The sequence below is a fragment of the Erythrobacter sp. AP23 genome (assembly GCF_001542855.1).
Classification (GTDB): domain Bacteria; phylum Pseudomonadota; class Alphaproteobacteria; order Sphingomonadales; family Sphingomonadaceae; genus Qipengyuania.
The window spans coordinates 507,241-520,994 of sequence record NZ_LNBY01000001.1; the positions used below are offsets into that span (position 1 = coordinate 507,241).

A 13,754-nucleotide genomic window follows, 5' to 3' on the forward strand; every position below is an offset into this window, starting at 1 on the left:
CGGCGGTTAGCGATACGGCGCATCGGCTTCAAGGTTCGCGGCAATGGCTCGCTCCCACTTGTCCCCGTTGGCCAGCAGTTTCGCCTTGTCGTAGAGCAGTTCCTCGCGCGTTTCGGTCGCATATTCGAAGTTCGGCCCCTCGACGATCGCATCGACCGGGCAGGCTTCCTGGCAGAAACCGCAATAGATGCACTTGGTCATGTCGATGTCGTAACGCGTGGTGCGGCGGCTGCCGTCCTCGCGCGGTTCGCTCTCGATCGTGATCGCCTGCGCAGGGCACACCGCCTCGCACAGCTTGCAGGCAATGCAGCGCTCTTCCCCGTTGGGATAGCGGCGCAGCGCATGCTCGCCGCGGAACCGGGGCGAAATCGGGTTCTTCTCGAACGGATAGTTGATCGTCACCTTGGGCTTGAAGAAGTATTTCAGCGTGAGGGCGTGCGCCTTCACGAATTCCCACAGGGTGAACGCCTTGATGGTTTGCGCGATACTCATCCGTAATGTCCCGTGGCCATCAGATAGCCGGAAATGACGACGACGAAGCCGAGGCTGATGGGAAGGAAGACCTTCCAGCCCAGGCGCATCAGCTGGTCGTAGCGATAGCGCGGTACGGTCGCCATGACCCAGCTGAACAAGAAGAAGAAGAAGAAGGTCTTGAGCAACAGCCAGACGATGCCGGGCACGGCATAGAGCGGCGCCCAGTCGATCGGCGGCAGCCAGCCACCGAAGAACAGCAGCGCGTTGAGAATGCACATCAGCAGGATGTTGGCATATTCACCCAGCCAGAACAGCGCGAAACTCATCGAGGAGTATTCGGTCTGGTAGCCGGCGACCAGTTCGCTCTCCGCCTCCGTCAGGTCGAAGGGAACGCGCTGCGTCTCGGCGAGGCAGGAGATGAAGAACATAACCCACATGGGGAACAGAAGCGGATGCACGATATAGGCGTTGATCACCCCGAGACCGAAGCCTTCCTGCGCACGGACGATATCGTTCAGGTTGAACGTTCCCGCGAACAGCACGACGCAGACCACAATGAAGCCGATCGAGACTTCGTAGCTGATCATCTGTGCGGCCGCGCGCATGGCCGAGAAGAACGGATATTTCGAGTTACTCGCCCATCCGCTCATCACCACGCCGTAAACCGACAGCGAACTGATCGCTAGAATGTAGAGCAGCCCGATATTGATGTCGGCCAGTACCGCCTCTGCGCTGAAGGGCACGACTGCCCAGGCTGCGAGCGCGACGGTGAAGGTGATGATCGGCGCGAGCAGGAAAATGCCCTTGTTCGCGGCCGAAGGAATGATCGTTTCCTGCAGGAATACCTTGATGCCGTCGGCAAAGCTCTGGAGCAGGCCGAAAGGGCCGACCACATTGGGCCCGCGGCGCAGGTTGATCGCCGCCCAGACCTTGCGGTCGACATAGATGACCATCGCCACCGCCGCCATCAGGGGGAAGGCGATCAGCAGTATACCCGCGATCGTGGCCGTGAACCACGCGAGCTCGTAGGTCATGCCGAGGGATTGGAAGAATTCGGTCATTCCGCGGCCTCCGCCAGCTCGCCGCTTCCGAGCAATTCGCTCGAGCACTGCTGCATCACCGCGCTGGCGCGGGCGATGGGATTGGTGAGATAGAAATCCTTGATCGGGTAGGCGCTGATCGTGCCTTCCGCCATGGTCTTGGCATCTGCCTTGGGCAATGCACCGTAATCGGCAAGGCCTTCCTCTCCCAGCGCGGGCACTTCGGCGATCATTGCCGCCTGCAGCTGCGCAAAGCTGTCGAAGCCGACCTCCACCTTCAGCGCATCGGCCAGCGCGCGCAGGATGGTCCAGTCCTCGCGCGCGTCACCCGGCGCGAAGACGGCCTTCTCGGCAAACTGCACGCGGCCTTCGGTGTTGACGTAGGTCCCGTCCTTCTCGGCATAGCTCGCGCCCGGCAGGATGATGTCCGCCGCATGGGCGCCGCGGTCGCCGTGGTGGCCGATGTAGACCTTTAGCGCGTCGGCGAAGGGTTCGAAATCCATCTCGTCCGCACCGAGGCTGATGACGACCTTGGGCTTGGCCGCGGCAATATCCTTCATCCCGCCCTTCTGCGCGAAACCGAGCATCAGACCGCCCATGCGCGCGGCGCTGAAGTGGAGGACGTTGAAGCCGTTCCAGCCATCCTTCGCGAGACCGTAAGTCTCGGCGAAGGCAAGGCCTGCCCCCAGCGCGCCCTTGGCGAGAGCCGCGCCGCCCATGACGATGGCGGGACGCTCGGCGCCCTTGAATGCTTCGGCGGCTTCCTTCGGCAGCTTGGACAGGACCGACAGGTCCTCGCCAAGGAATTCGGCCGGGTAGGTCGTGTCCCAACGCGAGCCGATGACGAAGACCTTGGCGCCGCGCTTCACCGCCTTGCGGATTCGCACATTGACCAGCGGGGCTTCCCAGCGGATATGACTGCCGACGATCAGGATCGCATCGGCGGTTTCGATACCCGCGAAGGTCGAGTTGAAATTGACCGCGGCAAGGTTCGACACGTCGTAATCCATGCCGGTCTGGCGGCCTTCGATCAGGTTCGAACCGCAGGCCTTGAGCAGCGCCTTGGCGGCGAACATAGTTTCGCAATCGACCATGTCGCCCGCGATGGCAGCAATGTCCTTGCCCGGCTTCGCCCTCGCAATCGCCTTGAACGCCTCGTCCCAGCTTGCAGCCTGCAGCTTGCCGCGTTTGCGCATGAAAACCGTGTCGAGGCGACGCTTGGACAGGCCATCCACCTGATAGCGCGCCTTGTCCGAGATCCATTCCTCGTTGACGTCGTCATTGATGCGCGGAAGCGCGCGCATGACCTCGCGGCCACGGCTGTCGAGGCGGATGTTTGCGCCGACCGCGTCCGACACGTCGATGCTGAGCGTCTTCTTGAGCTCCCACGGACGCGCCTCGAAGGCATAGGGTCGCGAGGTCAGCGCGCCGACCGGGCACAGGTCGATCACATTGGCGCTCAACTCGTGTTCGGCGGCCTGTTCGAGATAGGTCGTGATCTCCATGTCCTCGCCGCGTCCCACCGCACCGATTTCATCGACACCGGCGATTTCTTCGGAGAAACGCACGCAGCGTGTGCAGTGGATGCAGCGGGTCATGACCGTCTTGATCAGCGGGCCCATGTATTTCTCGGTGACGGCGCGCTTGTTCTCCTCGTAGCGCGTCGCGCCGCGGCCATAGGCCATCGACTGGTCCTGCAGGTCGCATTCGCCGCCCTGGTCGCAGATCGGGCAATCGAGCGGGTGATTGATGAGCAGAAACTCCATCACACCTTCGCGCGCGGTCTTCACCATCTCGGTGTCGGTGCGGATTTCCTGGCCTTCGGTCGCGGGAAGCGCGCACGATGCCTGCGGCTTGGGCGGCCCGGGTTTCACCTCGACCAGGCACATGCGGCAGTTGCCGGCAATGCTCAGCCGCTCATGATAGCAGAAGCGCGGGATTTCCTTGCCCGCAAGCTCGCAGGCCTGGAGGACGGTCGCGCCGTCCGGAACCTGGATTTCCTGTCCGTCTACGGTGACTTTAGGCATTTAACCCCCCACCGCGCATCGCACAGCGCGCATGCGCTCAATGTCCATAATCTCCGCCCAGCCAAATGCGCGCTCGCTTGGCCCGTTCTTCTCAAGGTCTTGCAGTCGTCCCCACGCCTCATCGAGCGTGGGTTGATGATCTTTTGGAACATGCCAGAACACGAGATGCACGCCCTGTGACGCTTCGAACCATCTTTCCTGGTTGCGGTAAAATTTCACGTGGAGCGTATTGAAAACGAAGTTTTCGAGCGCTTTGGCATCTTCCCAGACCGACAGGTTCACCGCCATGTCGTCGCCAACGCGAAAGCTGGTTGCGTTGTTGCTATCGTCCTTAAGCCGCCAAATGAACCCCCGGCTTCGCTCGGCGATGCCGTTCACCAAATCCAGATTCTGCATGAAGCCGGACATTCTCTCGTCCGTGGTAGCGTATCGGAACTTCCCGATATTGAGCTGTGCAATGTACATTACTCGGCCGCCTCCGCGAACTTGGCGTTGTGCTCTTCGATCCGGCGTTCGAGCTCGGGGCGGAAGTGGCGGATGAGGCCCTGGATCGGCCAGGCGGCCGCATCGCCCAGCGCGCAGATGGTGTGGCCTTCGACCTGCTTGGTGACCTGCTGCAGCATGTCGATTTCCTCGATTGCCGCATCGCCTTTGCGCAGGCGCTCCACCATGCGCCACATCCAGCCCGTGCCCTCGCGGCAGGGCGTGCACTGGCCGCAGCTCTCGTGCTTGTAGAAATAGCTGATACGCGAAATCGCGCGGACGATGTCGGTCGACTTGTCCATCACGATGACGCCTGCCGTGCCGAGGCCCGAGCCGAGGTCCTTCAGACCGTCGAAATCCATCGGAGCGTCCCAGATCTGCTCGGCCGGAACCAGCGGAACCGACGACCCGCCGGGGATCACGGCGAGAAGATTGTCCTTGCCGCCGATGATGCCGCCGCAATGCTTTTCGATCAGCTCGCTGAACGGGATCGAAAGCGCTTCCTCGACCACGCAGGGCTTGTTCACATGGCCGCTGATCTGGAAGAGCTTGGTGCCCTTGTTGTTCTCGCGCCCGAAGCTCGCGAACCAATTCGCGCCACGGCGCAGGATGGTCGGGACGACGGCGATCGATTCGACGTTGTTGACCGTGGTGGGGCAGCCATAGAGGCCCGCGCCTGCCGGGAATGGCGGCTTGAGGCGCGGTTGGCCCTTCTTGCCTTCGAGGCTTTCGATCATCGCGGTTTCTTCGCCGCAGATATAGGCGCCAGCACCGCGGTGCAGGAAGACGTCGAAATCGTAGCCCGATTTCGACGCGTTCTTGCCGATCAGCCCGGCATCGTAGGCCTCGTCTATCGCCGCCTGGAGTACCTCCGCTTCGCGGATGTATTCGCCGCGAATATAGATATAGGCGGCCCGCGCACGCATGGCATAGCCGGCGACCAGTGCGCCTTCGATCAGCTTGTGCGGATCGTGGCGAATGATCTCGCGGTCCTTGCACGAACCAGGCTCGGATTCGTCGGCATTGACAACGAGGAAGCTGGGACGGCCGTCCTTCGATTCCTTCGGCATGAACGACCATTTGAGGCCGGTCGGGAAGCCCGCCCCGCCCCGGCCACGCAGGCCCGAAGCCTTGATCTCTTCGATGATATTGTCATGACCGCGCGCGATCAGCGACTTGGTATCGTCCCAGTCGCCGCGCTGCTGCGCTGCCTTCAGGCCCCAATCCTGGAACCCGTAAACATTGGTGAAGATGCGATCCTTGTCAGCGAGCATCAGAATGCACCCCCCTGCGAGAGGATATAGATGGCGGCGACCGCGATCACCGCGAGCACGCCGAATCTCACGAGGCCGACGAGCAGCTTCCAGGCAATGAAGCCGACGATCAGCGCGATGAGAATGGTGGCGATGCTCATCACCAGTCCTTCCGGTAGTCGTGATTGGCGTCGACCATTTCGGGCAGCGAGCTCAGCGCATTCGCCGGCTCGCTGGTGTGACGGCCCGGCTCCTGCGTACCGGTCTTGGGGCTTTCGCCTTTGGCCAGAGCGTCGAGGATGCCGTCGAGCCGCTCGGGCGTCAGGTCCTCGTAATTGTCGTCGTTGATCTGGACCATCGGCGCGGTCGCGCAATTGCCCATGCACTCGACCTCGGTGAGGGTCCACAGCCCGTCTTCGGAGACGTGGCCTTTCTTCATGCCGCGCTGCTTGCAAGTTTCGAACAGCCCGTCCGACCCGCGCAGCATGCAGGGCGTCGTGCCGCAGACCTGCACATGGTACTTACCCACCGGCTTCAAATTGTACATGAAATAGAAGGTCGCGACCTCGAGCACGCGGATCACCGGCATGTCGAGATAATCGGCGACATATTCGATCACCGGCAGCGGCAGCCAGCCCTGCGTATCGGTTTCCTCGCCAACCTGCCGCTGCGCAAGATCGAGCAGCGGCATGACGGCAGAGCGCTGGCGCCCCTCGGGATAGCGGGCGATCGCCTTGTCCGCTTTCGCGCGGTAGCTTTCGGTGAACTCGAAAGCGCCCCAGCGTTCGCGCAGCTCGGGAGTATCGGGTGCGGGGGAACGGTCAGCCATTGATCAGCCTGTGTTGCAGATAACGGCCCACATAGAGGCCGATGACGGCAGCGAAGGCCGTCGAGAGAATTTCCTTGAGCGAAGCCTCGCCATGGAAGGCAGCCAGATAGGCCGCGACCGCCGAGGCAAACGCCGCGAACGCGGCGACGAGGATGAACAGTTCACGCGCCATTAGCGGTCGCACTCCCCGAACACCACATCGATCGCGCCGAGGATGGCGGTCGCATCGGGCAGCATGTGGCCCCTGGACATGAAATCCATCGCTTGAAGGTGACTGAACGCCGTCGGGCGGATCTTGCAGCGATACGGCTTGTTCGATCCGTCGCTGACCAGGTAGACGCCGAACTCGCCCTTGGGGCTTTCGGTCGCGACATAGACCTCGCCTGCGGGCACGTGGAAGCCCTCGGTGTAAAGCTTGAAGTGGTGGATCAGCGCTTCCATCGACTGCTTCATCTCGGCGCGCTTCGGCGGCGCGACCTTGCGGTCATCGCTCGCGACAGGCCCTCCGGGCATCTGCGCGAGGCACTGCTTGATGATCTTCGCGCTTTCGTAGACTTCCTTCACGCGCACCACGAAACGGTCGTAGCAGTCCGAATTGGTGCCGACGGGAATGTCGAACTCCATCCGGTCGTAGACGTCGTAGGGCTGCGACTTGCGCAGGTCCCACGGAATGCCGGCGGCGCGGATCATCGGGCCGGAGAAACCCCAGGCGACCGCGTCGTCCTTGCCGACGACCGCGATATCGACGTTGCGCTGCTTGAAGATGCGATTGTCGAGCACGAGGCTCATCGCATCGCCGAACAGTTCCTGCAGGCGTCCATCGACCCACTCGCCGATATCGACCAGCAGCTTTTCGGGCACGTCCTGGTGGACACCGCCGGGGCGGAACCAGGCCGCGTGCATACGCGCGCCCGACGCCCGCTCGAAAAAGTTCATGCAGTCTTCGCGCAGTTCGAACACCCACAGGTTCGGCGTCATCGCGCCCACGTCCATGACGTGCGCACCGATGTTGAGCATGTGGTTGCAGATGCGGGTCAGCTCGGCGAACAGCACGCGCAGGTACTGGCCGCGTTCGGGCACCTCGACATTGAGCAGCTTTTCGATCGCGAGGACGTAGCTGTATTCCTGCGCCAGCGGCGAGCAGTAGTCGAGCCGGTCGAAATACGGCAGCGCCTGCAGGTAGGTCTTGTGCTCGATCAGCTTCTCGGTGCCGCGGTGCAGCAGGCCGACATGCGGATCGATCCGTTCGATGATCTCGCCGTCGAGTTCCATCACCATGCGCAACACGCCGTGTGCTGCGGGGTGCTGGGGCCCGAAGTTGATCGTGTAGTTGGTGATCACCTCGTCGCCGGTCGTCGGCGACTCTTCGAGATGCATGGCGTGGCTCATGCGCAGATCCAGTTGCCGCTATAGGTTTGGGTTTTGCCCGAGGCGTCACGCACGGTGACGTTGGCCGGGCGGCTCTGCTGGTCGCCGGCTGCGGGAGCGACCGTGATGGTGAACCCCTCACCGTTGAAGGTAGTACCGCTCTTGATCGCATCGAGACCGCCGACATCGGCATCGACCATGGTCAGGCTGTCGCCGACCCGCACCACGGCCTTGCCGGGCAACGCCTTGTCGCGCATGCCCGCCGCGATCAGCATTTCCTCGCTGCCGACCATCAGGGTGCAGCCGCCGTCGCGCGGCCCGAGATTGACGCCCCCGATATCGCCGAGCTTGGCGAGCCTGGTGAGGTCGGCCCCGGCGGGCGGCGCATCATTGGCGGTGTTGGGGGCGTCGGGATCGGGCTGCGACGGATCGAGCTGCGCGCTCTCGCCGGCCTGACCGATACGGTCGGCGAAATCTTCGGCACTTTCCTGCTCGGCCGGTTCCGAAGAGCAGGCTGCGAGCGCGAGCACGGCAAGGGGAAGGAATAGACGACGCATCACTTCTCGTCCTTCTTTTTCGGCTCGGTTGCCCTGGCGGTGTCGCTCGTCTTGCCCTTTCGCTTGGCACGCGAAGGCTGGTCCTCGGTCGGTTCGGGCGATGCCGCGTCCTCGCCGCCATCCTTCTCCGCCGGAGCATCGGCGCTGACCTTATCGGCCGCCTTGTAATCCGCCTTGGCACCGGCACCGGTCTGCTTTGGACTCTCGGTGGTTTTGGGGTCGTCGACCGGAGGCATGTCCGCCTTTTCGTCGCCAGGAAGTACGTAATCTGCACCTTCCCAGGGGCTCATGAAGTCGAACTGGCGCAGGTCCTGCGCAAGCTCGACCGGCTCGTAAACGACGCGCTTTTCGTCTTCCGAATAGCGTAGCTCGTGATAGCCGGTAAGCGGGAAGTCCTTGCGGAAGGGATGCCCTTCGAAACCGTAATCGGTCAGGATTCGGCGCAGGTCGGTATTGCCCGCGAACAGCACACCGTAAAGGTCGAAGACCTCGCGTTCGAGCCAGCCCGCATTGGGCCACAGCGTGGTGGCCGTGGGCACGGGCGTGTCTTCGGAGGCCGTACACTTCACCATGATGCGGCTGTTGGTGGTCAGCGAGAGCAGCATGTATACCACTTCGAAACGCTCGGGCCGCGACGGATAGTCGACGCCCGCGATTTCCATCAGCTGCTGGTAGGCGTGATCGTCGCGCAGGATGCGCAACACTTCTTCGATACTGTCGCGCTTCACCGTGAGAAGCAGTTCGCCATGCTCGTCATGCGCTTCGAGCAGATGATCGCCCAATGCCCGGGTAAGCGTAGCCTCGAGCCCGTCGATCTGCGTGAAACGGGGCGCGGAATGTAACACTGCCATCGCCACTTACCTTTCGATCGTGCCCGCGCGGCGGATCTTCCGCTGCAGCTGCATCACGCCGTAAAGCAAGGCTTCGGCGGTCGGGGGGCAACCGGGCACATAGATGTCGACCGGCACGATCCGGTCGCAGCCACGCACCACCGAATAGCTGTAATGGTAATAGCCGCCGCCGTTGGCGCAGCTGCCCATAGAGATGACGTATTTCGGCTCCGACATCTGATCGTAGACCTTGCGCAGCGCCGGGGCCATCTTGTTGCACAACGTACCGGCGACGATCATCACGTCGCTCTGCCGCGGGGACGCGCGCGGAGCGACGCCGAAACGCTCCATGTCGTAGCGCGGCATGTTCACGTGGATCATCTCGACCGCGCAGCAGGCCAGGCCGAAGGTCATCCACCAGAGCGAGCCGGTGCGCGCCCACTGGAACAGGTCCTCGGTCGAGGTGACGAGGAATCCCTTGTCGTTCACCTCGGTCTGCAGCGCGTTGAAATAGTCCACATCGGGCTGGCGCACCTCGCCACCTTGCGCGGCGGGTACGCTCTGCGGCGGAGTTATGATCGTCGAATTGCTCATCTTACTGCCAGTCCAGTGCGCCCATCTTCCATTCGTAGGCAAGCCCGACCGCGAGGATGCCGAGGAAGATCACCATGGCGATCCAGCCGGTCCACCCCGTATACTCCAGACTGACCGCCCAAGGGAACAGAAACGACGCCTCGAGGTCGAACAGCAGGAAGCTGATGGCGACGAGGTAGAACTTCACATCGAACTGGCTGCGCGGCTCTTCGAAGGCGGGGAAACCGCACTCATACTCGCTCAGCTTTTCCGCATCGGGTTTGTGCGCGCCGGTAAGCCGCGAAACACCCATGGGCAGGAACACGAATAGCGCCGAAAGGCCTGCGGCGACAAACAGGAAAATCAGGATGGGCAGATATTGTTCGAGGTCGACCACGAATGATTCCTAGGCGTCGGGCTTGGTTCGCGCCCGCCTCTAGGCGGCTCGCCGGGATGGTGCAAGGGTGCGCATGGCGCAATTCCTGCACAATAAGTTGCGTGTCGCGCCTTAGGAGCCCGCACCCGCGCAGGGCCGGCCTTCGCCCTATTTCATCATGGTCTTGATCGCCTTTTCGGTAGCCGGCCCATAGGGGGGCTTGAACCCGCCCAGCTTGGCCACGTCGATCTTGGGCTGCGTATAGACGCTGCGCGCATGGCTGAACTCGCGGAAACCCTCGACTCCGTGATAGCTGCCCATTCCGGACGATCCCACGCCGCCGAACGGCAGGTCCTCCATCGAGACGTGAAAAATCACGTCGTTCACCGTGACGCCGCCGCTGATTGTCCTCGCCAGCACCTTCTCGCGCTCCTCGCCGTCCTGGCCGAAGTAATAAAGACCGAGCGGGCGGTCGTGCTCGTTCACATAGTCGATCGCCTCGTCGATATGGCCATAGGTCTTTACCGGGAGCACGGGACCGAAGATCTCTTCCTGCATCGCCTTCATGTCCTCGTTGACGTTCTTGAGGATCGTAAGCGGCATCTTGCGGGAATTGGTGCTGGAAAAATCCTCATTTCCCGGATTGACCTCGATCACCTCGGCACCCTTGTCGCGCGCATCGGCAACCATGTCCTGCAGGCGGTCGAAGTGCCGGTCGGTGACGACGCTGGCATAATCCTCGTTGTCGAGCAGCGTGGGATACATGTTCGCGGTCCCCTGCCATACGCCGTGAATCGCCTCATCCTGCTTGCTTTCGGGGACGTAGAGGTAGTCGGGAGCAAGGCAAATCTGGCCCGCATTCATCATCTTGCCCAGAGCGACGCGCTCGCCCGCCTTGGCGAAATCCGCGCTCTCGCCCATGAAGACCGGGCTCTTGCCGCCGAGTTCGAGCGTCACCGGGACGAGATTCTTCGACGCGGCTTCCATCACCTTACGGCCCGTTGCGGTCGATCCGGTGAAGATAAGGTGGTCGAAGGGCAGTTCGCTGAAGGTCGCAGCCACTTCGGGACCGCCGGTGAACACCGCGCATTCGTCGGGCGTGAAATATTCCTCGACCAGCTCTTTGGTCAGCAGGCTGGTCTTTTCTGTGAACTCGCTCGGCTTGATCATGGCCCGGTTGCCGGCGGCGAAAATCTGCATCAGCGGACCGAAGCTGAGGTTGACCGGGAAGTTCCACGGGCTGAGGATGCCGACAACGCCCTTGGGTTCGTAGCGCACTTCGGCCTTCGCACCGAGCAGGCCGAGCGGGAACTGGACGTGGCGCCTATCCGGTCTCGCCCACTTGTCCATGTGCTTGAGGCAATACTTCCCGAAATTCACCGTACCCGCGATGTCGGTGATCATCGACTGGTGCGGCGAACGATTGCCGAAATCGGCGGCCATGACCTTGCACAGGTCGTCACCATGATCCTTGAGCAGCTTCATCGCCCGCTCGATGCGGTCCTTGCGCAGCGCCATCGGCTCGGGGCGCATCTGGTGGTGCGCGGCCCGCTGTTTGCGCAGCACGGCTTCCATTTCGCTCTTCCGGTCGTCCGCCATCGCTCTCTCCGTTTGATATTGCTGCAATGCAGCAGTAGGATATGGGCAACTCGATAGGTCGCCATTGGCAACCGATATTCCAGAACCGAAGGACATACACAAGCATGACCCAGTTCAGCGCATCCGATCCCGTCGTCATTCTGTCTTACGCGCGCACCCCCATGGGCGGCATGCAGGGCGCCCTTGCCGACGTGTCCGCGACCGATCTCGGCGCCACGGCGGTCAAGGCCGCGGTCGAGCGCTCGGGCGTTCCCGTCGACAATTTCGACCGTACCTATATGGGCTGCGTCCTGCCCGCCGGTCTCGGCCAGGCCCCCGCGCGCCAGGCTTCGATCAAGGCCGGCCTGCCCAAGTCGGTGCAGGCGACAACCGTCAACAAAGTCTGCGGCAGCGGCATGCAGACGGTCATCATGGGCGCCGAAGCGCTCGCCAGCGGCACGATAGACTACGTCGTCGCCGGTGGCATGGAGAGCATGACCAACGCGCCCTATCTGCTCAAGAAGCACCGCTCGGGCGCGCGCCTCGGTCATGACACCACCTACGATCACATGTTCCTCGACGGGCTGGAAGACGCCTATGAGGAAGGCCGCGCAATGGGCACTTTCGCCCAGGCGACCGCCAACGATTACCAGATGACCCGCGAAGAGATGGACGATTATTCGATCGAGTCGCTCCGCCGCGCCAATGCCGCGATCGAAAGCGGTGCCTTCGCGGGCGAGGTCGTCCCGGTCAGTTTCTCGACCCGCAAGGGCGACGTGACGGTCGAACATGACGAGCAGCCCGGCAAGGGCCGCCCCGACAAGATCCCGCAGCTGCGCCCGGCCTTCGCCAAGGACGGCACGATCACCGCGGCGACCTCGTCGTCGATCTCGGACGGTGCCGCCGCCGTCGTGCTCTCGCGCGAGAGCGTGGCCAAGGCCAACGGTCAGGAGCCGGTCGCCAAGATCGTCGCCATGGCGGCGCACGCGCAGGAGCCCTCGGAATTCACCATCGCCCCGATCGGCGCAATCGAGAAGGTCCTCGATGCGGCTGGATGGAAAGCCGACGAGGTCGACCTGTGGGAAGTCAACGAGGCATTTGCCTGCGTCGCCATGTTCGCCATGCGCGACATCGGCATTCCGCACGAGAAGATCAACGTCAATGGCGGCGGCACCGCGCTTGGCCATCCGATCGGCGCCAGCGGCACACGCATTATCGTGACGCTGCTCAATGCGCTCAAGAGCCAGGGCAAGAAGCGCGGCGTCGCCTCGCTGTGCATCGGCGGCGGCGAAGCGACCGCGGTTGCAGTCGAGCTCGTCTGATGGTTCGGGCAATCCCCCAGCCCTGCCGCTTCGAGTCCAGGGATAGGGGGAGTGCCGTGAAGACGATTATCATCCTCGCGGCGGCCAGTGTTAGCCTGGCCGCCTGCGGGAGCGCCGAAGAAACTGAAGAGCCGGCCGAGCCGGTCGACGCGACGCTCGAGAGCACGGCTATGGGCGATCTGTCCGGCACCTATGAGATCGCCATGGCCGACGGCACCGTCATCCTCCAGACGATCAATGCCGACGGGACCTATGTCGAAACCACGCCCGAAGGCGCCCGCACGGGTGGCGGCGCCTGGCGGCTCGGCGACGAAGGCCGGATGTGCTTCGACCCCGAGGGCGATGAGGGCGAGGAATGCTATGCGGGCGGAGCCCCGGGCGAAGACGGCGCTTTCGAACTGCGCGGCGAGGATGGCGAGGTCCAGTCTAGCGTGCGCCGAATCGATGCCGAAATCGACCAAGACACCGGCGAGACCGAGAGCGCCGCGACCGAATAGCGCGGCAACCCTACGCTACGGCTCGCCCGCGCCCCACAGGCGCGATTCGCGGATGTAGCCGGCACGATTGCCGACAGCGAATTCACACCATCCGTCCTCGCAATCGCCCAAGGCACCCACCACGCCCGGCTCGATTCGCCATTTGAGGGGAGCTTGCGGACTGTCGCTCGCGCGCATGTCGGCAAGGCCATCGCCGATGACGATGGCACCGCGAGCGGGATCGAGCAGGCGCGCGACGACCCAGCCCCGCGCACCGTCCGGGTCCTCGATCAGCCGCCAGCCTTCCATCAGCCGGAGCACCTTTACCGGCAGGCCGGGACGACGATAGACCCAGTCTATCTTGTAATCGGCGCTCGGTCCGACGCGCATGTTCAGCACGCTGGCGCGAATGGACGCCCAATAGGGCACCTCGCGATCCTGCGCCTGGACCGGACCGGTCATTCCGACAAACAACAGAATAAATATGAAAAGGCGTGCACCCATGCCTGTCATGAATCGGCCAAAGTAGCCCGACAGTCAACGCCCTTGGCGCATGCCGTCACGGTGC

17 protein-coding genes are annotated in these 13,754 nt (G+C 62.9%); 2 read left to right on the top strand and 15 right to left on the bottom strand.

Features of this window, described 5'->3' with window-relative positions:
• Positions 1 to 6: 6 nt before the first annotated feature.
• The 14 genes from nuoI to ASS64_RS02480 form a co-directional block, all read right to left on the bottom strand.
• Positions 7 to 492: an NADH-quinone oxidoreductase subunit NuoI gene (nuoI, locus tag ASS64_RS02420; protein WP_067689294.1), complete on the bottom strand. Its 486-nt coding sequence runs from the start codon at positions 490 to 492 to the stop codon at positions 7 to 9.
• The gene (nuoH, locus tag ASS64_RS02425) at positions 489 to 1,535 is read right to left on the bottom strand and encodes an NADH-quinone oxidoreductase subunit NuoH (RefSeq protein ID WP_067689297.1); all 1,047 of its coding nucleotides are present in this window, start codon (positions 1,533 to 1,535) and stop codon (positions 489 to 491) included. Before nuoH ends, nuoI begins: the two co-directional genes overlap by 4 nt.
• The gene (nuoG, locus tag ASS64_RS02430) at positions 1,532 to 3,541 is read right to left on the bottom strand and encodes an NADH-quinone oxidoreductase subunit NuoG (RefSeq protein WP_067689300.1); all 2,010 of its coding nucleotides are present in this window, start codon (positions 3,539 to 3,541) and stop codon (positions 1,532 to 1,534) included. The genes nuoH and nuoG overlap by 4 nt, the downstream gene beginning before the upstream one ends.
• Positions 3,542 to 4,006: a DUF3291 domain-containing protein gene (locus ASS64_RS02435; RefSeq protein WP_067689304.1), complete on the bottom strand. Its 465-nt coding sequence runs from the start codon at positions 4,004 to 4,006 to the stop codon at positions 3,542 to 3,544.
• Positions 4,006 to 5,298 carry an NADH-quinone oxidoreductase subunit NuoF gene (gene nuoF / locus ASS64_RS02440; protein ID WP_067689307.1) on the bottom strand — a complete coding sequence of 431 codons (1,293 nt, stop codon included), beginning with the start codon at positions 5,296 to 5,298 and terminating at the stop codon, positions 4,006 to 4,008. Before nuoF ends, ASS64_RS02435 begins: the two co-directional genes overlap by 1 nt.
• Entirely contained in the window at positions 5,298 to 5,438 is a 141-nt protein-coding gene (locus tag ASS64_RS16590) for a hypothetical protein (protein WP_157075051.1), read from the bottom strand. Before ASS64_RS16590 ends, nuoF begins: the two co-directional genes overlap by 1 nt.
• Positions 5,438 to 6,106: an NADH-quinone oxidoreductase subunit NuoE gene (gene nuoE / locus ASS64_RS02445; RefSeq protein WP_067689310.1), complete on the bottom strand. Its 669-nt coding sequence runs from the start codon at positions 6,104 to 6,106 to the stop codon at positions 5,438 to 5,440. Before nuoE ends, ASS64_RS16590 begins: the two co-directional genes overlap by 1 nt.
• Complete coding sequence (locus ASS64_RS02450; protein ID WP_067689313.1) at positions 6,099 to 6,278, bottom strand: hypothetical protein; 180 nt, start codon at positions 6,276 to 6,278, stop codon at positions 6,099 to 6,101. Before ASS64_RS02450 ends, nuoE begins: the two co-directional genes overlap by 8 nt.
• Positions 6,278 to 7,495, bottom strand: a complete 1,218-nt coding sequence (locus ASS64_RS02455; RefSeq protein WP_067689316.1) for an NADH-quinone oxidoreductase subunit D — start codon at positions 7,493 to 7,495, stop codon at positions 6,278 to 6,280. Before ASS64_RS02455 ends, ASS64_RS02450 begins: the two co-directional genes overlap by 1 nt.
• On the bottom strand, positions 7,492 to 8,031 hold the full coding sequence (locus ASS64_RS02460) for a hypothetical protein (protein WP_157075052.1): 540 nt from the start codon (positions 8,029 to 8,031) through the stop codon (positions 7,492 to 7,494). Before ASS64_RS02460 ends, ASS64_RS02455 begins: the two co-directional genes overlap by 4 nt.
• Positions 8,031 to 8,882 (bottom strand): NADH-quinone oxidoreductase subunit C, encoded by an 852-nt coding sequence (locus ASS64_RS02465; protein WP_067690327.1) that lies wholly within the window; start codon positions 8,880 to 8,882, stop codon positions 8,031 to 8,033. The genes ASS64_RS02460 and ASS64_RS02465 overlap by 1 nt, the downstream gene beginning before the upstream one ends.
• Positions 8,883 to 8,888: 6 nt before the next feature.
• On the bottom strand, positions 8,889 to 9,455 hold the full coding sequence (locus ASS64_RS02470) for an NADH-quinone oxidoreductase subunit B family protein (RefSeq protein ID WP_083508119.1): 567 nt from the start codon (positions 9,453 to 9,455) through the stop codon (positions 8,889 to 8,891).
• Position 9,456: 1 nt separating this feature from the next.
• Positions 9,457 to 9,831: an NADH-quinone oxidoreductase subunit A gene (gene ndhC, locus ASS64_RS02475; protein WP_067689320.1), complete on the bottom strand. Its 375-nt coding sequence runs from the start codon at positions 9,829 to 9,831 to the stop codon at positions 9,457 to 9,459.
• 147 nt (positions 9,832 to 9,978) lie between these two features.
• Complete coding sequence (locus tag ASS64_RS02480; RefSeq protein WP_083508120.1) at positions 9,979 to 11,409, bottom strand: coniferyl aldehyde dehydrogenase; 1,431 nt, start codon at positions 11,407 to 11,409, stop codon at positions 9,979 to 9,981.
• A 104-nt stretch (positions 11,410 to 11,513) separates the two neighbouring features.
• Between ASS64_RS02480 and ASS64_RS02485 the strand changes: the two genes are divergently transcribed.
• Together ASS64_RS02485 and ASS64_RS02490 are read left to right on the top strand one after the other, a co-directional pair.
• Positions 11,514 to 12,710 (top strand): acetyl-CoA C-acyltransferase, encoded by a 1,197-nt coding sequence (locus tag ASS64_RS02485; protein WP_067689323.1) that lies wholly within the window; start codon positions 11,514 to 11,516, stop codon positions 12,708 to 12,710.
• Positions 12,711 to 12,766: 56 nt separating this feature from the next.
• Positions 12,767 to 13,207 carry a hypothetical protein gene (locus tag ASS64_RS02490; RefSeq protein WP_067689326.1) on the top strand — a complete coding sequence of 147 codons (441 nt, stop codon included), beginning with the start codon at positions 12,767 to 12,769 and terminating at the stop codon, positions 13,205 to 13,207.
• 15 nt (positions 13,208 to 13,222) lie between these two features.
• On the opposite strand, the gene ASS64_RS02495 is transcribed toward ASS64_RS02490, so the two are convergent.
• Complete coding sequence (locus ASS64_RS02495; protein WP_067689331.1) at positions 13,223 to 13,690, bottom strand: SH3 domain-containing protein; 468 nt, start codon at positions 13,688 to 13,690, stop codon at positions 13,223 to 13,225.
• Positions 13,691 to 13,754: the final 64 nt, after the last annotated feature.